Here is a 24,396-nt window from a genome sequence, read left to right as displayed (position 1 = left end):
GTATCCTTAACCGGACTCTTCTTCGGGTCCGAGGCTGACGACTATCTTGACCTCGGATCCTTCCTTAAGCGTGGTGCCGGCGGCGGGGCTTTGACTGATGACCCTTCCCTTTTCGACACCTTCACTATACTCTTCGCTTCTCTTGACCAGAAACTTCTCTTCGGTCAAGAGGCTTACAGCCACCTCTTCCCGCATACCAGCAACATCGGAGAGGACCAGGCCCACATGGAGCTTACATCTTTTGGTCGGCACCGTTCCCTTGACGAAGCTTCCACTGGTTGGATTCGGGCAAAATTCATTTGGAAGAAAGCCGCTTTCGGGGCAGATGGTTGCGCTTGTAACCCCACCCTTGGGGCCGGCGAAAGCCGTCTTTGGGGTATCGGCCAGAGAATTAGACATGAATTTGCCCCATATTTGAGCCGGGAATGAACCGCCGGTTACCCTGATGCCATGAACGTTTCTCATCGGTATCGAACCTTCGGGATGTCCAACCCAGACCGCCGCTGCAAGATCTGGCGTGTAGCCGACAAACCAAGCATCCTGATATCTCTGAGCGGTTCCGGTCTTGCCGGCAGCCGGCCGGCCGATGCTTGCCCGTCTCCCGGTGCCTGCTCTTATAACGTCCTGCAAGATGTTGGTTACCAGGTAAGCGGTGGCCGGATTGACGGCATCCTTCTGTTTGATGCTATTATACTTTAAGACCTTACCCCCCGAGTCCAGAACCTTAAGTATCGCGATCGGCTCACAACGGACTCCCTCATTGGCCAGGGTGGCGTAGGCCGAAGCCATCTCGAGCGGACTGACGTTCTGTGCTCCTAAGGCTATCGAGGGGTAGGGCTTAAGGTCGGTCTTTATCCCCATCTCTTTAGCCATCTTGACAACGTTTTCGGGGCCGACGTCCATTATCAGTCTGGCATAGACCCCGTTGACCGAGAGGATTGTCGCCTGCCTAATGGTTATGGGCCCCTTTGAGCCACCGTCATAGTTGGTTACATTCCAGTCCTGACCGGGCATCTGAAAAGTTATCGGACCGGATTCATATATCCTACTCGGCGAACAGCCCTTATCGATGGCGGCCGTAAGGACGAAGGTCTTAAATGATGAACCGGGTTGTCTGATTCCCTGGATGGCCAGGTTATATTTCTGAGTGCTGAAATCCTTCCCACCAACAAGTGCTTTTATGTAGCCGGTCTTAGGCTCTATGGCCACCAAAGCGGCGCTCGGGTCCCCCTCTTTATTTAGGGCGGTCAAGATAGCTTCCTCGGCATAGGTCTGCATGTCCAGATCCAAGGTGGTATAGATTTCGAGCCCACCTTTAAAGACCGCGTTCTCTCCGAGCTCGTCTAAGAGGCTCTGCTTTACATATTCGACAAAATAGGGGGCCTTGCTGCTCCCCATCTTGAGCTCATATACCTTGATCGGGGTAGCCTTGGCAGCCGCCTCTTCTTTCTTGGTGATGAATCCGAGCTTTCTCATTTGAGTCAGGACAAGGTCGCGCCTCTCTTTAGCTCTCTTGGAATCCTTGTAAGGGGAGTAGGTGTTGGGTGCCTTGATGACGCCGGCCAAGAGGGCCGATTCGGCCAGACTCATCTGACTGGCCGGCTTGCCGAAGAAGGCCTCCGAAGCGGTCTCAATGCCATAGCAGCCGGCGCCGAAATAGATGGTATTTAGGTACTTCTCTAAGATCTTATCCTTGTTATATCGCCTCTCGAGTTGATAAGCCAAGAGGAGCTCTTTCAGCTTGCGCTCTATGGTCTTGTCGGCCGTCAGGAACATGTTCTTAGCGTATTGCTGGGTTATGGTGCTTGCTCCCTGAACGGGACGGCCTCCCGCCTTGACGTCCGCGAGCAGCGCCCCGATTATCCTTATGGGGTCGAACCCGATATGCTTGTAGAACCGTTCATCTTCAATGGCGATAACCGCATTCTTGATGTCATCTGGCATATCATCCAAGGGGATAAGAACGCGATTCTGTTCGGCATGAAGACCGGCAATCACCTTGCCGTTTACGTCATAGAGTTTCGAAGTCTGGGCGGTTGCCTTCTGCGTCTGCGCTTCAAGGCGGGGTAGTTCTTGTGCAAGGCCGAAGAGGACGCCGACCCCCATCGAAAAGAGGGCGAGAAAGGCCAGAAACGCTATGAAGAAGAACTTCTTTATGCGAAGGGTTCCTCTTTTTTTGGAATCGGTCTTACTAACCCGCTTTGCCTGATACATATCCCTCTTTAGCACGCTCTTTTTTATGTTGAAATTATATCACAATCCATCAAATAACCTTAAGGATTTAAGGTTTTTCAAGTTGGACAGGCCAAAGACGACTATGGTAAGATTTTTTCCATTCTAAGCGAAGGAAAGAGCCGATGCTAAGTCTCGAAAAGCAGCTTGAAATCATATTGAATGGACTCGAAGAGGTCCTGCCCTTAGAAGATCTCAGGGCCAAACTGAAAAGGGCCATCGATAAGGATCAGCCCTTGACGGTGAAGTACGGAGTCGATCCCACCTCGCCCGATCTTCATCTGGGCCACGCGGTTCCACTTCGAAAGCTTCGCGAGCTTCAGGACTTGGGTCATAAGATAATCCTTCTTATCGGGGACTTTACAGCCCAAATAGGGGATCCTTCTCTTAAATCGGTTACCCGCCCCCAACTCAGTGCGGATGAGGTGAGAGAGAATGCCATCACCTATACCAGTCAGGCCTTCAAAATATTGGATGAGACCGAGACAGTCGTAGATTACAACGGTCGCTGGTTCAACGAGATGAACTTCTCGGATGTGGTCAAATTAACTTCAAAATTTACCGTAGCTCGCCTTTTGGAGAGGGATGACTTTGCCAAGCGTTATCGCGAGAATTCACCCATCGGACTACATGAGTTCCTCTATCCTGTCATGCAGGGTTACGATTCGGTTATGCTCAAATCAGATATAGAGATAGGCGGGACCGACCAGACCTTCAACATGCTGGCCGGTCGTGATCTGCAGAAGTTATACCATCAAGAGGCTCAGGTCGTCTTGACTCTTCCCATCTTGGAGGGGACGGACGGCGTCCAGAAGATGAGCAAGAGCCTGGGCAACCAGATCGGTCTGACCGACCCCCCAAACGATATGTTCGGCAAGGTAATGTCGGTGCCAGACAGCATAATGATCAAATACTTCAGACTGGCCTCGACCTTTTCAGTCGAAGAGATAGATAGGATAGAAAAGGGCCTCAAAGACGAGACCGTCCATCCGGCCGAAGCCAAGAGGCGTCTCGCCTCAAATGTTGTCCAGATCTATCATGGCAGAGAGGCGGGCGAGGCGGCTGAGGCCGAATTTGACGCCATCTTCAAACTTGGCGATTTACCATCCGAGATAGATGAGATAATAATCGACAAAGGCCTTTTCTCAGATGGCAAGATATGGATAGTCAAACTCATCACCCACTTGGGCTTTGCCAAGACCAACGGCGAGGCGAGGAGACTGATAGAGCAGGGCGGAGTGAGTCTGGGCGATAAGGTGATATCATCGACTGATGCCGAAATAACCGTCGAGGGCGGAGAGATTATAAGGGTTGGCAAGCGGAGATTTGCCAGGCTTGTAAGGGATAAATAAAGTTAAAAGGGAAAGACCATGCAGAGTTCCAGGTGTAAGAATTGCAAATGGTATATTGAGGTGGCCGGCGCCTGCATCCTTGGACGAAAGGAAGAGAATTGCGATTCCCCCAAGGCCAGAAGGGGCGACGACGGCCTGGCGGTGCGCCTTCTCGACTCCTTCAAAGAGGGCCGGATCCAGGTTGAACAGATGAGGAAGGACGATGAACCGGTAGATGGATCCTAAGGTGGTTTTAGCGTAGATGTCAAAGAATGAGCTGAGCAAGGGCTATGAGCCCAATGATGTTGAGAGTAAATGGTATGAAGGGTGGCTCAAGGAAGGCTATTTTACCGCTGAGGCGGATCCGTCAAAAGAGTCCTTTACCATCGTAATCCCCCCGCCCAATGTGACCGGATCGCTCCACATGGGTCACGCCCTAAACAATACCATCCAAGATATTCTGATAAGGAAGGCCAGGATGGAGGGGAAAGCCGTCCTCTGGCTGCCCGGCACGGATCATGCCGGTATCGCCACCCAAAATGTGGTCGAAAAAGAACTGGCCAAAGAAGGTCTGACCAAAGAGGACCTAGGCCGCGACGGCTTCATTGAACGGGTCTGGAAGTGGAAGGAAGAATATGGCAGCACCATAATTGGCCAACTGAAAAGGATGGGTTGCTCCTGCGACTGGAGCCGGGAACGTTTCACCATGGATGAGCTTTATTCGACCGCCGTAAAGAAAGTCTTTGTAGATCTTTACCAAGATGGTCTCATATATCGAGGCAACAGGATAATCAATTGGTGTCCCCGCTGCCTTACCGCCTTATCCGACATCGAGGTCGAACACGAGGATACCGAGGGCTACCTCTGGCATATAAAATATCCCGTCAAGGGGGCCAAAGATCACATAACCGTCGCGACCACCAGGCCCGAGACTATGCTCGGCGATGTGGCCGTGGCCATCCATCCAGATGACCCCCGTTACAAAAAATATATAGGCGCAACCCTGATTCTGCCCGTGGTAGGGCGTGAGATACTGGTCATAGCCGACGAGGCGGTCGAGATGGGATTTGGAACGGGAGCCGTCAAGGTCACCCCGGCTCACGACATGAACGACTTTGAGATGGGTGAGCGCCACGGCCTTGAGATGATAAATATCTTTACCCCCAATGCCAAGATAAATGAAGATGGCGGCGCCTATTTGGGCCTGGACAGATATAGCGCAAGAAAGGCAATCTTAAAGGATCTTGAAGAGGCTGGGTTTTTAGACAAGTCGGTTTCACACTCCCACACAATCGGTAAGTGCTACCGCTGCCACACCGTGATCGAACCCTATCTCTCGGATCAATGGTTCGTCAAAATGAGACCCTTGGCCGAGCCGGCCATCGAGGCGGTAAAGGAAGGCAGAATAGTCTTCTCCCCCAGACGCTGGGAGAAGGTCTATTTTGACTGGATGGAAAATATCAAAGACTGGTGCATCTCCCGTCAGCTCTGGTGGGGTCATCAGATCCCGGCCTGGTATTGCGAGTGCGGGGCAATCACGGTTACCCTCAAAACCCCATCGAGTTGCTCCACATGTGGCTCAAGCGAATTGATTCAAGACGAAGATGTCTTGGACACCTGGTTTAGCTCGGCTCTCTGGCCATTTGCCACCATGGGTTGGCCAAGTGAGACCGAAGACCTAAAATTCTTCTATCCCACCTCGGTCCTTAGCACGGCCAGAGACATCATATATCTCTGGGTGGCCAGGATGAACATGATGGGGCTCAAATTCATGGGCGATGTGCCCTATAAGACCGTGATCGTCCATCCCACCGTTATGACGATCGACGGAAAAAGGATGAGCAAATCGCTTGGAACGGGCGTAGATCCCTTGGATTTGATCGAAAAGTATGGCACCGATGCTACCAGATTCGGTCTGATAATTCAGTCGCAAGCCCAGGACATGAGATTTTCTGAAGAGAAGCTCGAGATGAGCCGAAATTTCGTCAACAAGATCTGGAATGGCTCACGGCTCGTCATCATGAATATGGAGGGCTACTCTAGGGACTTACCTCCAGAATTCGACTTTGCCGACCGCTGGATATTATCCAAGTTTTCCAGCCTCATCGAAGGGGTCGAATCCGATTTTAAATCATACAATTTAAGCCATACGGCAAAGAGGATATACGACTTCTTCTGGGGCGAATTCTGCGACTGGTATCTGGAGATCTCCAAAGAGAGCCTCTATTCCATCGGCGAGGATGGTAAGACCAACCTTCAAAGAAATACCGTTCAATCAGTCTTATGGACCATAATGGAGAGCTTTTTGAGGCTTATGCATCCCTTTATGCCCTTTGTAACCGAAGAGATATGGGCAAGATTTGAATTTTCGAAAGAGAGCATAATGATCTCCGACTGGCCTTCAAGTTTTGAATTTAAGGTCGATTCGAAACTGGAGGACGATTTTGAGCTGGTCCAGAAGATCATTGTGGCCATAAGATCGATAAGGGCGAGTTTTTCTATACCACCCTCAAAATCGATCGAGGTCAGAATCGAGTGTGAAGAGGATCTTCTGGAGGGACCTTTTGCCAGCATGCTCTCTTATATAAAGACCCTGGCCAATGTGGAGACGGTGAAGATAGGACGGGGCATCGAGATTCCAGCAAAGTCGGCTGTTGCCGTCGAAGGCCCATTTGAGATACATGTCCTTTTGGAGGGGCTAATAGATATCGATCTTGAAAAAGAACGCCTCTCAAAGAGGCTTGGGGCGATAGAAGATGATCTCAAAGTCATAGGGGGAAAACTCAAAAATCAGAGTTTCATCGAGAAGGCCCCAAAGGAGATCGTTGCAAAAGAAGAGGCCAAAGAGGCCGAACTTCTTTATGAGAGGGATAAATTGCTTGGCCAGCTCGGCCAGCTTGGAAGCTAGCGGCCATGTCAATCGACTTCGACCAAGCCTTAAGTTACCTAAATTCATTCGGATATAATGAGATAAATCCAGGCCTCGAAAGGATCGAAGCTCTCCTTTTTGAACTGGGCTCTCCCCATAGAGGATATGACGCGATCCAAGTTACCGGCACCAACGGCAAGACCTCGACCTCGAGAATACTCTCTCTCCTTCTTTCGGCCCACGGCTTGAAGACCGGTCTTTTCACCTCACCCCATCTGATATCTCCGACCGAAAGATATGAGATATCGGGCGAAGAGATCGATAAGGAGACCTTCCATAAAGCCGTCTTTTACTTAAAGCCCTACGTCGAGAGGCTGAACGAACGGATTTACCCGGATTCTTTGAGCTACTTTGAGCTCTCAACGGCGCTCGCCTTTCTAATCTTCAAAGAGGCCGAGGTCGATCTGGCCGTCCTTGAGGTCGGAATGGGCGGCCGCTGGGATGCGACCAGCGTTTGTCGACCCAAAGTCTCGGTCATCACCAATGTGGCCCTCGATCATACCGATCGTCTCGGTGATACCGTGGCAGAGATCGCCTTCGAAAAGGCGCACATAATTAAGGAGGGCTCCTTGGCCCTGGTCGGCGACCTATGTCCGCAAGCAAGGCCGGTCATCGAGGAGCGCACAAGAAAAGAGGGGTCTAAGCTGAAGGCTCTTGGTGAAGACTTCTTTCTTGTGGCTACGGCCAGTGCTTTTTCGGTCAAAGGGCTCTATGGCAACTACGAAGATCTCAAAACGAGCTTGCTTGGTGAACATCAGATGAAGAATGCCGCCTTGGCCCTTGTAGCCGCCGAAGCGACGTTGAATAGAGCGCTCGATATTGAGCTTACGAAAAGGGTCCTTAAAGACGCAAGGTCTCCCGGACGTCTCGAGATCGTTTCCGTAAATCCGACCATAATCTTTGATGGCGCCCACAATCCAGCCGGGGCAAAAGAACTCGTAAAATCACTAAAAAGCGGGTTTAAATATGATAAGCTTGAGTTCATACTGGCAATATTGGACGACAAGGATGTTGAAGGCATCTTGAGCGAACTCGCCTTGCTCGATGCCTCATTCATCTTGACCAAGAATAATAACCAGCGCTCTGCTCAGCCCGAGAGGCTGGCTCGCTCACTTCGCAAAAGAGAAGTCCTCTTTGCTCAAGACGTGGAATCGGCCATTGAGATGGCCCTGGCAAGATCGGCTTCTTCGGATGTTATATGCGTAACGGGATCGCTATCGACCGTCGCCGAAGCCAAGGCGGCCATCAGGAAAGGGGGCTCTTTTGGAAAGCAATCACGCTCCTTCGACCAAGGGTAAGAAGAGAGGCAATGGAATGTCAAAAAACCTGATAGCAATCTTCTTTTTCTGCCTATTCTTCTTCCTTATCGGCTATCTTTTGACCAATTATCTATTCTAATGCCTCAACCTCCAAGCAAAGCATCACTCAAGCCGATAATGGTTTCAACAAGCTGTTCTATTTAGTTGAGTCATCCATCCTCTTTTGATATTTTGATTACAAGGGCATTGAGGATGAGAGCTTAGCGACCGGTATTTTGCAGATATTCCGGCTAGAGCCCAACCTGGGGCGCCAATTTTGGTAGTTTGATAAGAGATGGCAAGAGAGTTGCCGATTTTGCTAGTTTTTTTTAAAGCCCATTCAAGCCTGGTTTTAGCCGATTCCAATAATTAACCCCAACAACAAAGCGGAATTTTTTTTGCAAATCTTCTTGAAGGGAGAGTTTGCGTGTTGTACAATCCATTAATTGTTAGATTGTAATTAAAAGTTACAAATATTTGGAGCAGTTTTGGAGAAGACGTTTTTGATGGTGAAGCCGGATGGAGTAAAAAGGGGCCTGGTAGGAGAGGTGATTGGCCGCCTGGAGAGAAAGGGCTTTGCGATCGAAGCGATGAAGATGATGACAATCGAGAGGAGCCTGGCCGAGCGGCATTACGCTGCCCATGACGGCAAGCCCTTCTTTAAGGATCTGATCGATTATGTAACCTCCGGGCCCGTTGTGGCCATGGTGATAAGCGGGAGGAGTGCGGTTTCATCTGTCAGGAAGATGATGGGTGCAACGGATCCCTCCGAAGCTGAGCCAGGCAGCGTAAGAGGAGACTTAGCCACAGATATATCTGAGAACATCGTTCACGGTTCCGATTCGCTCGAAAGTGCAAAACGTGAGATCGAGCTCTTTTTCGGATTGACTTCCAAATGGAGGGATGAGCCCTGTCAATAAGCATATTTAGCGAGATCAAGAGAATAAAGAGGGGACTGATATTTCCCGAGAGGTATGATGAGGCCAAGAAGGCTCTTGGGCGCAAAAAGATAGAGGAGATCTCCCTGCCCGAAGAGATCATAATACCGATGTCTCAACATATCGGGGCGCCGGCAAGCCCGATCGTCTCGGTCGGGGAGCGGGTTCTGGTCGGACAGAAGGTTGCCGACTCCGAAGCCTTCATCTCAGCTCCCATGCATTCTAGCGTGTCGGGCGAAGTAAAAGCCATAGAGCCCAGGCTTGGCGGGGATGGGAAGAAGGTCTTGAGCATCGTCATAACCCCAGACGACAAGGAGGAGACCATATCCTTCAAGGGGCTCAGCGATGAGGAGGCAAAAGATCCCGATAGGGTCAGGGCGGCCGTTCGCGAGGCCGGAGTAGTCGGCATGGGTGGAGCGGGTTTTCCGACCCACGTGAAACTTACCCCTCCCAAGGATAAGCCCATATTCGATGTGATAATCAACGGTGGTGAATGCGAGCCCTATCTGGCGGCAGACCACCGTAATTTTTTAGAGAGAGGCGATAAGATATTAGACGGCCTAAAGATTATCATGGCCACCGTCGGGGCCAAGAGGGGTTATATCGGTATCGAGACCAATAAGATAGATGCCATCTATCACATGGATAAGCTGGCCTCGTCCGAAGGGAATATCAAAGTAATGCCCCTAAATGCTATCTATCCTCAAGGGGCCGAAAAGCAGCTCATCGAGACGATACTGGGAAAAGAGGTTCCAAGTGGCGGCCTTCCCTCAGACGTAGGGGCGCTGGTCCAAAATGCCGGAACAGCGGCCGCCATCAGCGAAGCGGTTAGAGGGGGTAGGCCCCTGATCGAACGGACCATCTCCGTCTCTGGTCACGGCATGGCGAGCTTCACCAATATCAGAGCCAAGATAGGAACCCCGATATCTCATATCATCGAGGAGTGCGGTGGCTTTAAGGGCAAGATAGGCAAAGTTGTAGTGGGTGGTCCGATGACAGGAGTCGCCCTATTCGACCTAAGTGTGCCCGTCATCAAAGGAACCTCCGGGGTGATCGCCTTTACGGTCGAAGACACCTCTATCCCGAATCCGAGGCCCTGCATAAGGTGCGGCCGTTGCGTCGATATCTGCCCCGTTCGTATAATGCCAAATTACATAAGTCAATATATCGAAGTCGATCAGGTAGATAGAGCGGATGACTTTGATGTCATGGACTGCATAGAATGCGGCCTCTGTAGTTATGTCTGTCCTGCAACAAGGCCTTTTATTCAGCTCATCAGACACGCTAAAGCAAAGATCATCGCCGAACAAAAAAGGGAGGAGAAGTAGTGGGCTCCGATTACATTGTTTCCACCCCGCCTCATATCAGAAGCGGCGAGACGATAGAGAAATTCATGGCCTGGACCTTCCTCGCCTTAACCCCGCTAGTCGTTGCGGGCCTCTACGCCTTTGGGTTCTTCGCCTTCAGGACGTTGATTCTCTCGATACTATCGGCTGTTGCGATGGAGGCTGCCGTCTTGAGATATCGCAAAATGCCGATCGTGATAAGCGACGGCAGCGCGATCATAACCGGCCTCATTCTAGCCCTCACTCTACCGCCCAAGGTTCCCTACTGGATACCGATAGTCGGCGGCGCTCTTGCGATATTCTTTGGCAAGCAGCTCTTTGGCGGACTTGGCTACAATGTCTTCAATCCGGCCTTAGTCGGCCGAGCGATGCTCGTGCTCTCCTGGCCCTCCATAATGTCTGGCAGCTGGTTTACAACTTTGAGGGAATTAGATGGCATAACGACCGCCACTCCGCTCACAGCCGCCAAGGCGATTAAGGCGGGAACACTGATCGGCGACATATCGGTGGTTTATAAGCCGCTCCTATTCTTAAATAGAGGCGGTTGTATGGGGGAGGTCTCAGCCCTGCTCTTAATAATCGGCGGTTTGGTGCTGATTGCAAGGAGGGTGGTTGATTGGAGAATACCCCTCTTTTACCTGGGAACCGTATTTGTAATGAGCATACTCACCGGCAATAACGGCGTATTCAACATATTGGCCGGTGCTCTCATCTTCGGAGCCTTCTTTCTTGCGAGCGATCCGGTGACCTCGCCGGTGACCAGAAGGGCCAAGATGATCTACGGGATCTGTCTCGGTCTGGTTACCATCCTAATCAGGTTTTATACCAGCTACTCCGAGGGAGTAATGTTTGCCATCCTCTTCATGAACTCTTTTGCGGCGCTGATAGACAGATATACCAGACCCATTACTTTCGGGACGGTGAAGGCCAAATGAAAAACTTTCTCTTCTACTTAAAACTCGGGGCAGTCTTGATGATATTCTGTATTATAGCTGCAGCATCGCTCGCCTTCACTTATTCGATTACCGAGCCCATCGTTAAAGAGCGTGAGACGAAAGAGAAGATCGAGAAGTATAAGGATGTCCTTGCCATGTTCGAGGTCGAAGGGGCAGCGCCCGAAGAGGATTTAGAAGGGCTCGAAGAAGGTAAGGCCATTGCCGACAGTCTGCTGATGGTCTATCGGATCGTCAGCGGCGAAGAAGAGGTCGGCATGGCCATCGAGACCGGAGCCAGCGGTTATGGTGGTCCAGTGAAGATAGCGGTTGCTATAAGGCCGGACGGCAGCATAGCGGGCGTTAAGATCCTCGATGTCTCCGGCGAGACCAAGGGTGTGGGCAGCCGGGTTCTCGAAGATCCTTCGTTCGTGGCCCAATTCCCCGGCAAAACGGTGGAGGATCCTCTAAAACTCAAGACGGATATAGACGTCATTTCGGGTGCCAGCTTGTCCTCTGGGGCTGTGGCCAAGGGCGTAAGTGATGCTGCGCAAGTATTTAAAGCGATCTCCGGAGGTAACTGATGCAAAGGAGCATTTGGCATGATTTCAAGATAGGGATAATAGAGGAGAATCCGTTATTCGGCCTGATGATCGGCCTCTGCTCGGCCCTGGCCGTCTCGACCAAGGTTGAAAACGCCATTTTTATGAGCGCGGCCGCCAGCTTCGTTCTCATCTGTTCCAACATACTCATCTCTATGATAAGGAAGCTGATCTTTGACGAGATAAGGATACCCATCTTTATCGTGGTCATCGCCTCCTTTGTTACCATCGTCGATTTGACGATGAAGGCCTTCTTCCCGGTAGGCTACGCAGCTCTTGGGGTCTGGATACCCCTCATCGTGGTCAACTGCATCATCCTAGGTCGGGCCGAGGCGTTCGCCTACACCCACGGGGTGGTCAGATCCATTGCCGATGGAATCGGAATGAGCCTCGGTTATACCTTCGTGCTTCTGGCGATGGCGATAGTTAGAGAACTCGGCGGGACCGGAGAGATAGTCGCCTTCAATGCCACGCTGATATCTCTTAAAGGCTTCAATCCGCCTCAGCTTCTCCAGAGTTTTCCCGGAGCCTTTTTGACGTTTGGTCTTCTGATGGGGTTGCTTCGTAAAATTCAAGGGAGGGCTCAATAAATGGAGAGGTTATTCTTAATATTTCTAGCGGCTTTTCTGATAAACAACATCCTTCTTATAAGGTTCATCGCTCTCTGTTCGTTCTTCGGAGTCTCGACAAATTTTGAGACCTCCATAGGCATGAGCATGGCCGTAGTCTTCGTCATGACCATGGCTTCGGCCGTCTGTTGGGGGGTCTGGAGATTCGTGCTGGAGCCGATGGGGGTCGGAGAATTCTTATATATACCCGCTTTTATCCTGGTCATTGCCGCCCTAGTCCAATTCGTGGAGATGGTGATAAAGAAGGTCAGCCCGACGCTATTTAAGGCTATGGGTATATACCTTCCGCTAATCACCACCAACTGCGCGGTGCTGGCTGCCGCGACCGAGAGTGTCAAGCCGGGGTTCTGGAAGCTGAGTCTCCAATATAACTATACGCTTGGAGAGTCGCTGGTCCATACGGTCGGTGTTGCCCTCGGCTACTCCTTAGTAATAATAATGTTCGCTGCCATGAGAGAGAGGATAACGATTGCGCCTATCCCCCGTTCAATGAGGGGTTTTCCGATCTCTTTCATAGCGGCAGGCCTATCGTCACTGGCTTTTCTGGGCTTTAAAGGACTCTTTGGAATTTAATATCGATAGGGGGTGGGTCGGATATGGATACATCGATGATCGTAAAAGCATCAATCGCACTTGGTGGGACGGGACTCATTATGGGGGGTCTGCTTGCGGTCGCCTCCAAGGTATTTTATGTTGAGGTGGACGCCAGGGTCGAGTTGATCCGGGCGGTCTTGCCGGGAATAAATTGCGGTGCTTGCGGGCTTCCCGGTTGTGATGGGGCAGCCGAAGCAATTGTTGCCGGGGAGGCCTCCAATACCGCATGTGTGGCTGGCGGGTCGGATGTGGCCAAACAGATCGGGGCGCTCCTTGGAATGGACGTCAGCGAGGTTACCGGAGTTGCCAACAAGGCTCTAGTAAGATGCGGTGGCGGAAAGAATGAGGTTGCTCATCGCTATATATATGACGGGCAACACGATTGTCAGATGGCCCAACAGGTCTCAGGGGGGCCGCTTCTCTGTCCTTACGGTTGTTTGGGCCTTGGAAGTTGCATAACCTCATGTCCCTTTGTGGCCATAACTCTTGGCGAGGATGGGCTGCCCAAGATCGATTGGGATAAATGCACGAGCTGCGGAGCCTGTGTCAAGGCCTGCCCAAGGGGGATAATCTCTCTCGTTGCTGAAGATAAAGAGGTTCATGTCCTCTGCCGTTCACATAACGCAGGCAAAGAGGTAAGGGCCGTCTGTAAGAAGGGTTGCATAGCCTGCAAGGCTTGTGAGAAGGTTTGTGAGTTCGATGCGATTCACGTCATCGATAACCTTGCCGTCATAGATAAAGATAAATGCACCGATTGCAAGAAGTGCGTTGAGAAGTGTCCGACCGGATGTCTGGCTGATCTCACGGCGACAAGGGGTTAAAGCTTATTTTGATGATGAGACTGATTTGCAGTTTTTGAGCCCAAGGCGGGAATATTATGATAACCCGTTACGACAAGGCGTTGATTCTCTCGATAATTTTGGTTGCGATTCTCCTCTTCCTTTCAAATCTGGTTGTTTTGGGAAAATCGGCTAAAGAGGAGAATTGCTCCATCTTGATCGTAAGCGATAAGGCGAATCTAAATTTTTCGTTTGACCAGCAAGGCCTCCACCCCATCAAGGGACCTCTTGGCGAAACGATAGTTGAGGTCTCGGGCGATGGAGTTCGAGTCATCTCTTCCCCCTGTCCTAATCATGACTGTGTCTCCAAAGGCTGGATAAGATCGCAAGGAGAGGCGATCATCTGTGCTCCAAACCAGATTATGATCAGGATAACGAGCCAAGAAGATGTTGAAATGGATGCCTTAAATGGGTGATGAGATTGGTTGAAAATGGTGGCTCAAAAAGACTTGTATTTTTAGCGCTCCTTCTTGCCCTCGGCATAGCCCTTCATCTGATAGAATCCATCTACATGCCTCCCCTACCGATCCCAGGAGCGAAGCTTGGGCTTGCCAATATCGTGAGCCTTATCATAATAAGCTCTTACTCCTTAAGGGAGGCGGCAGTGAATGCTCTGGCAAGGACCCTGATCGCCTCAATTCTGCTTGGCACATTTCTCTCTGCGACTTTTGTCTTCAGCTTGAGCGGAGCCTTGGTCAGCACCATTGTTATGCTCGCCGCTCATAGGTCTCTCTCCAAGCATTTAAGCCTTTCAGGTATCAGTATCTTGGGCGCGCTGGCTCACAATCTGACACAGATGATCGTGGCTTATTTCATCTTCATCAGACATTCGGCTCTCTTTTTCGAGCTTCCCATACTAATGGTCCTGGCCGTCCTCTGCGGCCTCTTCAACGGCGTGCTGGCAAGCCTTATCCTGTCCAGAGCACTCACTCCAGCCGGTCTTCGAGCCTCAAGTAAAAGGCCGTCATTTGTCAAGGGCGGTCTTGATTAGAAGCATCAATTTTTTAAAAGCTGCCCGCCTGATATCACTTTTTGATCCTTCCCTTGCGGTCGCTTGGTCCAAAGTTATAGAATTTGCCCTTGGTTTATTATTTGGTCCAGTTTTGCTAATATTTACTAATCTTATTTGCCCGCTGGGGCGCAAGGAAGGATTGATATTTGGTGTACGACTTTTTGTCACTTGGCCAGGATATGGCCGTGGATCTTGGAACGGCCACAACCTTGGTGCTGGTCAAGGGTAAGGGTATAGTCCTGCGTGAACCATCGGTTGTCTCCATTGAGAAGAATTCTGGAAAGATACTGGCCGTCGGCACTGAGGCCAAACAGATGCTCGGAAGGACTCCGGGTAGCATTGTCGCCATACGGCCGATGAAGGACGGCGTCATCGCCGACTTTGATGTGACCGAGAGCATGATTCGCTACTTCATCCAAAAGGTCCACAAACGGCGCTTTGCTATCAAGCCCCGCATCGTAGTCTGTGTGCCATCCGGTGTTACCGAGGTAGAGAGGAGAGCCGTCTTCGAGGCCACCATGCAGGCCGGGGCGAGGGCCGCCTATCTAATTGAGGAGCCGATGGCGGCCGCCATCGGGGTCGGACTTCCGATTCATGAGCCGACCGGCAACATGATCTGTGATATTGGAGGCGGCACGACCGAGGTGGCCGTCCTCTCTTTGGGGGGCATAGTCTGTAGCGAATCGGTCAGGGTTGGGGGCGACGAATTCGATGAGGCGATTATCAATCACATCAAGAAGGAGTACAACGTAATAATTGGCGAGAGGACGGCCGAAGAAGTCAAGATTGAGATCGGGTCGGCCTATCCCCTCGAACACGAAGAGGATGTTGAGGTGAGGGGAAGAGACCTTTTGACGGGACTTCCCAGAAACGTTAATTTATCTTCGGAGGAGATAAGGAACGCCCTAGAAGAGCCGTTAGCGGCCGTCCTGGGAGCCATAAAGTCCACTCTTGAGATGACACCACCCGAGCTATCAGGCGACATCATGGATCGGGGCTTGGTTCTGGCGGGAGGCGGATCTCTTTTGAGGGGTCTAGACGAGAGGCTTAGAAGTGAGACCGGGATGCCGGTATATCTGGCTGACGATCCACTTACCTGTGTGGTTATCGGATCAGGCAAAGCCTTGGAAGAGATGAAGACTTTAAAAAAAGTTTTGATAGGTGCGCATAGATAATCTCTTGCTTCACCTATTTTAAAGAGGTGTAGATTTTGCGGTTTAAGAGGGGATTTTTTGGCTCGAGCAGATTGACTCTCCTCATCTTGGTGATCTTTAGCATACTTATCCTCACCACCTATCTTCGAGAGACGGACGAAGGAGTCATCCACGGCATGCAGTCATCATTCTTGGGGAGAGTTACGTCCGTACAATCTCCGACAAGCAGCGTTATCATGCCTCTCATAAACTTGCGAAAATTTCTGGGCAACGTCGGTGGCCTCTCGGCAGAAAATTCAAGGCTCAAAAAGGAGATATCCGATTTAAAGCAGGAAATTATTTCGCTTGCCGAAGCGAAAGAGGAGAACATTCGCTTAAAGGAGCTCATAAATTTCAAAGAGGGGACTCCTCACAGAACCGCCTTGGCTAGGGTAATAGGCAGGTCCACCAATGAGTGGCAATCGACCCTCATTCTCGACAAGGGGAGCGACGATGGAGTCTATAAGAATATGCCGGTTGTGGTGGCGGAAGGTCTGGTCGGACAGACGATAATGGTTACTGAGAGCGCTTCCAAGGTGCGCCTATTGATCGACCCCAGAAGCGGCGTCTCGGCCCAACTGATGAAGTCGCGGGGAATCGGTATTGCCGAGGGTAACTTAAATACGGGGATAACATTGAACTATATCGAGAGCAGCGATTCCATCTCCGAGGGAGAACTGGTTTTGACCTCAGGTCTTGGCGGCGTCTACCCGAGGGGGCTTCTGATAGGTCAAGTCGAGAGTTACAAGGAGACCCCCGATATGCTTTATAAAAAGGCAAAGATAAAGAGCAAAGTCGACTTCTCCAGCTTAGAAGAGGTGCTGGTCATTTTGGACGATTTTGCGCTACCCACCTTTGAGGAGGCCACCTAAGTGCAGCCGATTCTGGTTATCTGCCTTATTTTATCAGCTTCGACCGTCGTTCATGTCGCGCTCATCCCATATCTTAGGATATTTGGCGTTGGCCCCGATCTGATATTGGTCACCGTATCGATCATAGGCTTCTTGGAAGGCCAGAACTTGGGAGCCATATCTGGCTTTCTGGGCGGCCTCCTTCAGGATTTGGCCGGATCGAGGGTGGTTGGACTTAGCTCCCTCACCAAGACGATAACAGGTTATCTTGCCGGGTCGATGAAGAGCGGACTGACCGATGAGACCGCCCTACTTCCCGCAAGTCTGGTCATCTTCTTCTCCTTCTTTCATCGCCTAATCTATATGCTTCTTTCGTTTCTTATATCCCAACCGATTGCAAAAGGTTGGGCTGCGGCTTCCCATCTGATTATCGGACCGCTCTATGATGCGCTCCTTGCCATCCCGGTATTCTTGATATGTAGGCGGGCTCTTGTGAGGCGCTCTGGCGGCGATTACGTCAAAGAGTTCAAAATCAGCTGATCAACAGGAAGGTCAGAATTGCGTCCCATAAACGATCTCATACAGAAGAGACTATTTATGGCCAGTATGATAGTTACGGTTATATTCGGCCTGCTCTTCTTTCGCCTCTGGACCCTTCAAGTTGTAGCAAGAGACGAGTACGTAAATTTATCGAATAACAACAGGATAAGGACGGTAACGACGAGTGCTCCAAGGGGCAATATATATGATCGGAGCGGCCTGCTTCTGGCCAACAACCTTCCGACGCTGGCGGTTACCGTCGATTATCAAGAGATAAACAATGAGGAGATGCTTGCCGAGCTGGCAAAGATCTTAAATATGAAACTTGCCGCCGTAAGGGAGAGGGTAAATGATAAGAAGTATGCTCCCTTCTATCCTCGCATCGTGAAGCAGGGAATATCCAAAGAGACCGCCTCATATATCAAAGAGAACTCCTCAAATCTGCCCGGTGTCGATATCACGACCAATTTTTATCGCAACTATCCAAAGCTCTCTTTGGCCCCTCACGTCATAGGCTACATTGGAGAGATCAGTCAGGAGGAGTTGGCGTTCTCGGAAGCTCTCACCCATACCAGCGGTGATTTGATCGGCAAAAGCGGCATTGAAGGGGAGTATGAGGAGATTCTCTGCGGGACCAAAGGGATAAAACAGTTTGAGATCGATAGGACCGGCAGCATAACTCATATGCTTGACGAGAGGGAGCCGGTAGCCGGAAACCATGTTCAACTTACGATAGACTCAGCCCTGCAATCGGCCACCGAGAGCTCGCTAAAAAGCGCCGTCATGGCTGCAAGGGCCAATGGTTATCCCGACGCCAACGGTGGGGCGGCCATAGTTTTAAATCCCAACAATGGAGAGATTCTGGCTCTTGCGAGCTATCCCACTTACGATCAGACCCTCTTCGTGAGGGGGATGACCTCGAGAGAGTGGGAGTCATTGAATGCTAAAGGATCTGGCTATCCCCTCTTCAATAGGGCCGTTATGGCCTCCTATGCTCCGGCCTCTGTCTTCAAGCCCGTCACTTACGTTGCCGGGCTCAGCGATGGGGTGGTTTCGGCCAAAGATAGCTTTCTCTGTGAGGGGACTTGGCTCGGAATGGGCGAGATGTGGCCCAAGAATTGCTGGCGGAAGGAGGGCCATGGGGAGACCGGCTTTACGGCCGGTCTTAAGGACTCCTGCGATGTGGTCTTCTACGAAGTCGGCTACAGGCTCTATAAACGGGGAGGCGAAAGGCTCCAGCATTGGTCCAGAAAATTTGGATTTGGCAAGGCGACCGGCGTCGATCTGCCCTCAGAGGTTATTGGCCGGGTGCCGGATAGAAAATGGAAGAAGGAGACCCATGAAGATCTGGAAGAGCAGAAATGGCTGCCCGGCGATACGGTCAACCTCGCTATTGGTCAAGGAGATCTGTTGACCTCCCCGCTTCAAGTGGCCGATCTCTATGCGGCTATCGCCAACGATGGCCTGATCTGGAAGCCTCACGTCGTCAGCAAGGTCTTCACCCCAGAAGGCGATGAGATAAGGACCGCCAAGAGAAAGAAATTGGCCGATATCGACATCTCGAAGGATGTTTTGGACGGCCTCAAGAAGGGTCTTGTCAGCGTCATCAAAGAGGGGACGGCGAGCAACGCCTTTGCGGGTTTTCCCGTACCTGTGGCCGGAAAGACCGGAACATCCGAGGTAAAGGGGAGAGATGACTTTGCCTGGTTCGCCTGTTTCGCTCCGGTAAATAATCCCAAATACGTTGTTGTCGTCATGGTCGAGGAGGGAGGCCATGGCGGATCCATCGCCGCTCCGGCTGCCAGGCGGATACTCTCAACGGCCTTCAATGTATCTTCGGTCGGGCCGGTCAGCGTCTCAGATGATTCGAGATAGGTGATCGATTGAGAAACAGGGTCTACTTGAATTGGTTCAACTACATAAATAGGGGACTCATCTTCACAGTTCTTGCCATCATGCTATTCGGCAACCTGATGGTCTATAGCGCAACCCATGTGTATGATAACCCCTACCAGTTTCTCCAGAAGCAATTGGTATTCTCCTTCCTCGGGTTGGCCGTTGCTGTAGGTTTCATGTTCTTCGACTACAATAGGCTTAGACAGTTCATAGTCCCCTTCTATGTCTTGAACATATTTCTGCTCATAGTCGTCTTTTTTATCGGCAAAGATGTATATGGCTCGACTCGCTGGATACCGCTCGGCTTCTTCAACCTTCAACCCTCAGAGCTCGCCAAGTTGGTCTTGATAATAACATTCGGTGAATTTTTGGCCGACCGCAAGGGCGACATCAAAGAGGTTAAAGACTGGCTGATAGTGGCCGCTCACGTCGGCGTTCCGATGTTTCTCATCATGCTTCAGCCGGATCTTGGAACCTCCCTCGTCCTTCTGGCTATAATGCTTGGAATGCTCTCGGTCTCCGGCCTTCGTTGGCAACAGGCTCTGGCCATATTCTCAATCGGGCTCTCTGTTGTCTTTGCCGTTCTAAAGTTTGGTCTGCTTCATGAATACCAAATGAAGAGGATACTCGTCTTTTTGGATCCTAGCATAGATCCGACCGGGGTCGGCTACAACTTAAAACAATCCAAGATCGCCATCGGCTCGGGTGGGTTTCTTGGCAAGGGTCTATTTTCGGGGACGCAGAGTTCACTTGGTTTTCTGCCTGTCAGATATGCCGACTTCATATTCTCGGTCGTCGCAGAGGAGTTGGGGTTCTTGGGAGCGGGCGCCGTCTTGCTCCTATTTCTTGCCCTTTTGATCAAGTGCATATCCATCGCGAAGTCATCTGGCAATCTCTTCGGCAGCTTGATGGCCATCGGCATCGGCTCTATGTGGCTCTTTCAAATATTCGTAAACATTGGGATGACGATGGGCATGATGCCTGTTACCGGCGTGCCTCTACCCTTCATGAGCTACGGCGGGAGCGCGATGATGATGAATATGATGTCGGTCGGCCTCCTTGCCAACATATACGCCCATAGGCTCAAGTGATTCCATTTCAAAGAAAATTATAGGGAGTTGATCGCCGAGGTTGGACAGTCTCTGGCCAAAGATAGAGAAGCTTCTTCATTTGGTGGAGAAGCCCGTAAGATACATAGACGATGAGTGGAATTCGATCAAAAAGCCTTGCCAAAAAGGAGATATTCTCTTCGCTCTAGCCTACCCCGATATATATGAGATAGGAATGTCGAGTCTGGCCATCCACGTCCTCTATGATCTCTTGAATAATAAGATGGATGGAGTCGTATGCGAGAGGGTTTTTGCTCCCTGGAGCGATATGGAGGCGCTCATGCGAAGAGAGGATCTGCCCCTCTTCTCCTTGGAATCGGCCCTGCCCGTCTCTTCGTTCGATGTAGTCGGCTTCACCTTGCAACACGAGCTGACCTTCACCAATGTTCTCTCCATGCTCGATCTGGCCTCCATCCCCTTAGCCTCAATCGAGAGAAATGCTTCTTATCCTCTGATAATCGGGGGCGGCCCCTCAGCCTTCAACCCCGAGCCGCTCGCCTCATTCTTCGATCTTTTTCTTTTGGGAGATGGCGAAGTGGCTCTTCCTGAAATCCTGGAGGTGATAGCCAAGCAGAAGAAGAAAGGCTGGGAGAGGGGCGACCTCTTGGTGGAGTTTGCTAAGGTCAAAGGGGTATATGTTCCAAGCCTCTACAAGGTGGATCGATCGGAGCCTGGGAAGATCTCTAAAATAAGACCTCTTGCGCCCGGAATTTTTGAGCAGGTTGAAAGGAGGTGGGCACCTGATCTTAACAAGTTGGACGTTCCGACCGAGCAGGTGGTTCCCTTCACAGAATCGATACACGATAGATGTTCAATCGAGATCGCCAGGGGTTGCGGTCGGGGTTGCCGCTTCTGTCAGGCTGGGATCATTTATAGGCCGAGGCGGGAGAGGTCTAAGGAACTAATCCTGTCCAAGATGAAAGAGCTCCTTAGAAGCACCGGATACGAGGAGATCTCACTCGCCTCCTTGAGCAGCAGTGATCATCGAGACATCGAGGAGATCGTAAGATTTGCTGCAGCCGAGCTTGGCAGCGAGAAGATAGCGATCTCACTTCCTTCGCTCAGGATGGATAATTTCTCTGTTGAGCTTGCCAAAGAGATTCAAAGCATCAGAAAGACCGGGCTCACCTTCGCTCCCGAGGCCGGCACCCAGAGGCTTAGGAATGTCATAAATAAGAACTTGAGCGAGGAGGAGATCCTTGCCACCGCAAAGGCCGTCTTCGAGAGCGGCTGGGAGAAGATAAAGCTCTATTTCATGATCGGACTTCCCACAGAGACCATGGATGATGTCGAGGGTATAGTCGATTTAAGTGGCAAGATATATGAGCTAGGCAGAAAGACCCTGCCAAGGAACAAAGTGGGCAGATTAAAGATAAACGTCAGCATCTCTTCGTTTGTGCCCAAACCCCACACCCCCTTCCAGTGGGCGGCTCAGGATGATTTGCTTACGATCGAGTCGAAGCAGGAGTATTTGAAGAAGAATCTCACCCAGAGGGCAATCTCTTTAAGATGGCATGATGCTAAGCTGACCCAGCTTGAAGGCCTTCTTTCCAGGGGGGATCGAAGGCTTTCCTCCGTCATCTTAAGGGCCTACAGGGCTGGGGCCAGATTCGACTCCTGGAAAGAGATCTTCGATTTCGATCGGTGGGATAATGCACTTGCCGAGGAGGGCATCTCGCTTGCCTCCTATCTAAGTGAGAGGGAGCTTCAAGAGATACTTCCCTGGCAGCATCTTTCGACCGGCGTAAAAACAGATTTCTTAATAAGGGAGCTAGAGCTGGCAAAAGAGGAGAAGGCGAGCCCAGGTTGTCTTGGGCCAGGCTGCACAGCTTGTGGCGTTTGTCATTCCACTTTGGCCAAGGTGGCCCCAGAAAGCGAGGGGGGCTGATTGATCAGGGTCAGGTTAAAATTTGCCAAAGAGGGAAGGCTCATCTATATATCTCACCTGGACTTGATCAGGAGCATTGAAAGGACCCTAAGGCGGGCCCGGGTTAAGGTGGCCCTGACGGAAGGCTTTCATCCCAGGCCCAAAATATCCTATGGTCCTCCGCTTCCGATCGGAATCTCCAGTGAATCTGAGTATCTTGACATCAATTTGGATGACGCCCCTGAAATGGACGAGCTGCTTAAGGGGCTAAATTCTAAGTCGCCAGCCGGTTTAAGATTTCTTGAAGCTAGCCTTCTGGGTCCAAAAGTTCCCCAGATAAGCAAGTCGGTCAGAGCCGCCAAATATTCAATCCGTTTCGAAGCGAGCGGCGCAGAGAAATTGCAACTTGAAACGGCCCTAAGCCGCCTCTTGAGCTCCGCTGAATTGACTTTCCCCAAAAAGGGGAGCGAGAAGACGGTCAAAACAAAAGAAGCCATTTTTGCAGGCGAAATAGAGGACCAAGGGGGCTCGGTCTTTCTACTATCCGTGGTCCTCTCGGTCGGTTCCGTAAATGATATACGAGCCGATTCTTTCGGAGACCTCTTTTTGGCTGAGATTTTACCCAAAGAAGCTAGGATAATTGATATTAGAAGACTGGGTCTATATGCTAAAATCTTTGATGGGTTTTTCAAGTCATACGAATAATTGGAGACCGTCATATTAGACGAGACAAAAAAAAGGGCTGATGAACTAAAAGAGATACTGATCTCGGTCGACGATGATGAGACTAGGGTAGCCATAGTCGAAGATAGAAGACTTGCAGAGATATACACAGAGCGGACATCCTCATTCTCAGCTGTAGGCAACATCTACTTTGGAAAGGTAAAAGACGTCCTTCCCGGCTTGGAAGCAGCCTTCGTCGATATTGGTCTTCTCAAAAACGGCTTTCTATACGTCGACGAGGTCATCTTTCCCAAAGATGCTCCCGATCTGGCAAACCTAAAGATCCAGGATGTCTTGAAAAAGGGTCAGGATATTTTGGTTCAAGTCATCAAGGATCCGATGGGAACCAAGGGAGCCAGGGTTACGACTCACATCAGCCTGGCCGGGAAATACTTGGTTTTGATGGTTCTAGGGGGTGGAGTCGGAGTATCGAAGAAGCTTTCCGATGATGAGAAGGCGAGGCTGAAGGAGATCGCTCAGAAGATAAAGCCCAAGGACATGGGCATAATCGTAAGGACTGATGCTGAGGATGCGACCCTCGCCGATCTCAACAAGGACTTAAATTACCTCAAATCTACCTGGAGGGATATCAAGTCAAGGATAAGCAAAGCAAAGGCTCCAAAACTCGTTCACTTCGAGGAGGAGCTCTCCTTGAAAATTGTAAGGGATGTATTTTCCAGTGACTTTAAGAGCCTGATCGTCGACTGTCCGGTCAAATTCAAAAAAATCCTCGCCTATCTCAAGAAGGCCAACCCCGAGCTGGTAGGTGCCGTAAGCTTTTACCGCGATCAGGTCCCACTATTTGATAAATACGGCATCAATCCTCAGGTCGATGATTCTCTCCAGCGCAAAGTATGGCTCCGCTCCGGTGGACACCTCAGCATAGACAGAACCGAGGCCCTGACAGCCATCGACGTTAATACAGGCAAATATATTGGCAAAACCAGTCTGGAGGAGACGATCATCAAGACAAACCTCGAGGCCGCAGCCGAGGTGGTAAGGCAGATTCGTCTGCGCGACATTGGCGGCATAATCGTCATCGACTTCATCGATATGGCTGAGTCTAAAAATCGCAAGAAGGTGACCAAAGCGCTGAATGAGGCCTTGGCCAAAGATAGGACCAAGAGCAAGGTGGTAGAGATATCCAAGCTGGGTCTGATCGAGATGACCAGGAAAAACGTCTCCGAGGGTCTTTCCGGAATAGTGCTTGAGGACTGCAACTGCTGCTCGGGTACGGGCAAGGTAAAGTCGAAGGAGACGATCCTGATCGAGCTGAAACGGGCTCTTCATGCTTTTTGTATATCCAATCAGGAGAAGGCCTTCATCTTCGGGCTCAATCTCGAGGCGGTCAAATTTCTGACCGATAACAATCAGACCAAGCTAAAGAATCTTAAAAAACGGACGAACAAAGCGATATATGTGTTGGAGGATGAATCGGTCTCTCTTGGCGAATTTACCGTAATGGCCAAGGGCAATCGGTTCAATTTACGAAGGATTCTTGCGGGTATTTTAAAGAATTCCAATTGACATCACAG

Annotated in this window: 22 protein-coding genes; 21 read left to right on the top strand and 1 reads right to left on the bottom strand. The window is 50.7% G+C overall.

Going from position 1 to position 24,396, the window contains the following annotated elements:
• Positions 1-6: 6 nt before the first annotated feature.
• Entirely contained in the window at positions 7-2,214 is a 2,208-nt protein-coding gene (locus QMD53_01615; GenBank protein ID MDI6799375.1) for a PBP1A family penicillin-binding protein, read from the bottom strand.
• Positions 2,215-2,357: 143 nt separating this feature from the next.
• Between QMD53_01615 and tyrS the strand changes: the two genes are divergently transcribed.
• From tyrS to QMD53_01510, 21 genes are all read left to right on the top strand, one after another.
• Positions 2,358-3,584: a tyrosine--tRNA ligase gene (gene tyrS, locus QMD53_01610; protein MDI6799374.1), complete on the top strand. Its 1,227-nt coding sequence runs from the start codon at positions 2,358-2,360 to the stop codon at positions 3,582-3,584.
• A gap of 18 nt (positions 3,585-3,602) precedes the next feature.
• Complete coding sequence (locus QMD53_01605; GenBank protein ID MDI6799373.1) at positions 3,603-3,809, top strand: hypothetical protein; 207 nt, start codon at positions 3,603-3,605, stop codon at positions 3,807-3,809.
• Positions 3,810-3,825: 16 nt separating this feature from the next.
• On the top strand, positions 3,826-6,471 hold the full coding sequence (locus QMD53_01600; GenBank protein MDI6799372.1) for a valine--tRNA ligase: 2,646 nt from the start codon (positions 3,826-3,828) through the stop codon (positions 6,469-6,471).
• Positions 6,472-6,476: 5 nt separating this feature from the next.
• Positions 6,477-7,790, top strand: coding sequence for a folylpolyglutamate synthase/dihydrofolate synthase family protein (locus tag QMD53_01595; protein ID MDI6799371.1), 1,314 nt, complete (start codon positions 6,477-6,479; stop codon positions 7,788-7,790).
• Between the two features lie 488 nt (positions 7,791-8,278).
• Entirely contained in the window at positions 8,279-8,710 is a 432-nt protein-coding gene (ndk, locus tag QMD53_01590) for a nucleoside-diphosphate kinase (GenBank protein ID MDI6799370.1), read from the top strand.
• A 14-nt stretch (positions 8,711-8,724) separates the two neighbouring features.
• Positions 8,725-10,056, top strand: a complete 1,332-nt coding sequence (gene rsxC / locus QMD53_01585) for an electron transport complex subunit RsxC (protein MDI6799369.1) — start codon at positions 8,725-8,727, stop codon at positions 10,054-10,056.
• Entirely contained in the window at positions 10,056-11,009 is a 954-nt protein-coding gene (locus tag QMD53_01580) for an RnfABCDGE type electron transport complex subunit D (protein ID MDI6799368.1), read from the top strand. Before rsxC ends, QMD53_01580 begins: the two co-directional genes overlap by 1 nt.
• Positions 11,006-11,590 carry an FMN-binding protein gene (locus tag QMD53_01575; GenBank protein MDI6799367.1) on the top strand — a complete coding sequence of 195 codons (585 nt, stop codon included), beginning with the start codon at positions 11,006-11,008 and terminating at the stop codon, positions 11,588-11,590. The genes QMD53_01580 and QMD53_01575 overlap by 4 nt, the downstream gene beginning before the upstream one ends.
• A complete protein-coding gene (gene rsxE / locus QMD53_01570; GenBank protein ID MDI6799366.1) occupies positions 11,590-12,198 on the top strand; it encodes an electron transport complex subunit RsxE in 609 nt (202 codons plus the stop codon). Before QMD53_01575 ends, rsxE begins: the two co-directional genes overlap by 1 nt.
• A complete protein-coding gene (locus tag QMD53_01565) occupies positions 12,199-12,810 on the top strand; it encodes an Rnf-Nqr domain containing protein (GenBank protein MDI6799365.1) in 612 nt (203 codons plus the stop codon).
• A 23-nt stretch (positions 12,811-12,833) separates the two neighbouring features.
• Complete coding sequence (locus QMD53_01560) at positions 12,834-13,652, top strand: RnfABCDGE type electron transport complex subunit B (protein MDI6799364.1); 819 nt, start codon at positions 12,834-12,836, stop codon at positions 13,650-13,652.
• Positions 13,653-13,708: 56 nt separating this feature from the next.
• A complete protein-coding gene (locus QMD53_01555; GenBank protein ID MDI6799363.1) occupies positions 13,709-14,086 on the top strand; it encodes a NusG domain II-containing protein in 378 nt (125 codons plus the stop codon).
• A 5-nt stretch (positions 14,087-14,091) separates the two neighbouring features.
• A complete protein-coding gene (locus tag QMD53_01550; protein MDI6799362.1) occupies positions 14,092-14,661 on the top strand; it encodes a Gx transporter family protein in 570 nt (189 codons plus the stop codon).
• A 200-nt stretch (positions 14,662-14,861) separates the two neighbouring features.
• A complete protein-coding gene (locus tag QMD53_01545) occupies positions 14,862-15,857 on the top strand; it encodes a rod shape-determining protein (protein MDI6799361.1) in 996 nt (331 codons plus the stop codon).
• A 35-nt stretch (positions 15,858-15,892) separates the two neighbouring features.
• The gene (gene mreC, locus QMD53_01540) at positions 15,893-16,747 is read left to right on the top strand and encodes a rod shape-determining protein MreC (GenBank protein ID MDI6799360.1); all 855 of its coding nucleotides are present in this window, start codon (positions 15,893-15,895) and stop codon (positions 16,745-16,747) included.
• The gene (gene mreD / locus QMD53_01535) at positions 16,748-17,266 is read left to right on the top strand and encodes a rod shape-determining protein MreD (protein ID MDI6799359.1); all 519 of its coding nucleotides are present in this window, start codon (positions 16,748-16,750) and stop codon (positions 17,264-17,266) included.
• Positions 17,267-17,284: 18 nt separating this feature from the next.
• Complete coding sequence (gene mrdA / locus QMD53_01530; GenBank protein ID MDI6799358.1) at positions 17,285-19,141, top strand: penicillin-binding protein 2; 1,857 nt, start codon at positions 17,285-17,287, stop codon at positions 19,139-19,141.
• Between the two features lie 8 nt (positions 19,142-19,149).
• On the top strand, positions 19,150-20,253 hold the full coding sequence (gene rodA, locus QMD53_01525) for a rod shape-determining protein RodA (GenBank protein MDI6799357.1): 1,104 nt from the start codon (positions 19,150-19,152) through the stop codon (positions 20,251-20,253).
• 40 nt (positions 20,254-20,293) lie between these two features.
• The gene (locus QMD53_01520; GenBank protein MDI6799356.1) at positions 20,294-22,159 is read left to right on the top strand and encodes a TIGR03960 family B12-binding radical SAM protein; all 1,866 of its coding nucleotides are present in this window, start codon (positions 20,294-20,296) and stop codon (positions 22,157-22,159) included.
• Entirely contained in the window at positions 22,160-22,843 is a 684-nt protein-coding gene (locus tag QMD53_01515) for a TIGR03936 family radical SAM-associated protein (GenBank protein ID MDI6799355.1), read from the top strand.
• Positions 22,844-24,388 carry an Rne/Rng family ribonuclease gene (locus QMD53_01510; GenBank protein MDI6799354.1) on the top strand — a complete coding sequence of 515 codons (1,545 nt, stop codon included), beginning with the start codon at positions 22,844-22,846 and terminating at the stop codon, positions 24,386-24,388.
• Positions 24,389-24,396 lie beyond the last annotated feature (8 nt).

The sequence above is a fragment of the Actinomycetota bacterium genome, assembly GCA_030017835.1.
Classification (GTDB): Bacteria; Actinomycetota; Aquicultoria; order UBA3085; family Oleimmundimicrobiaceae; genus Yes70-04.
Note: the sequence above shows the minus strand (reverse complement) of the source record. Positions and strands in the feature narration are given on the sequence as shown.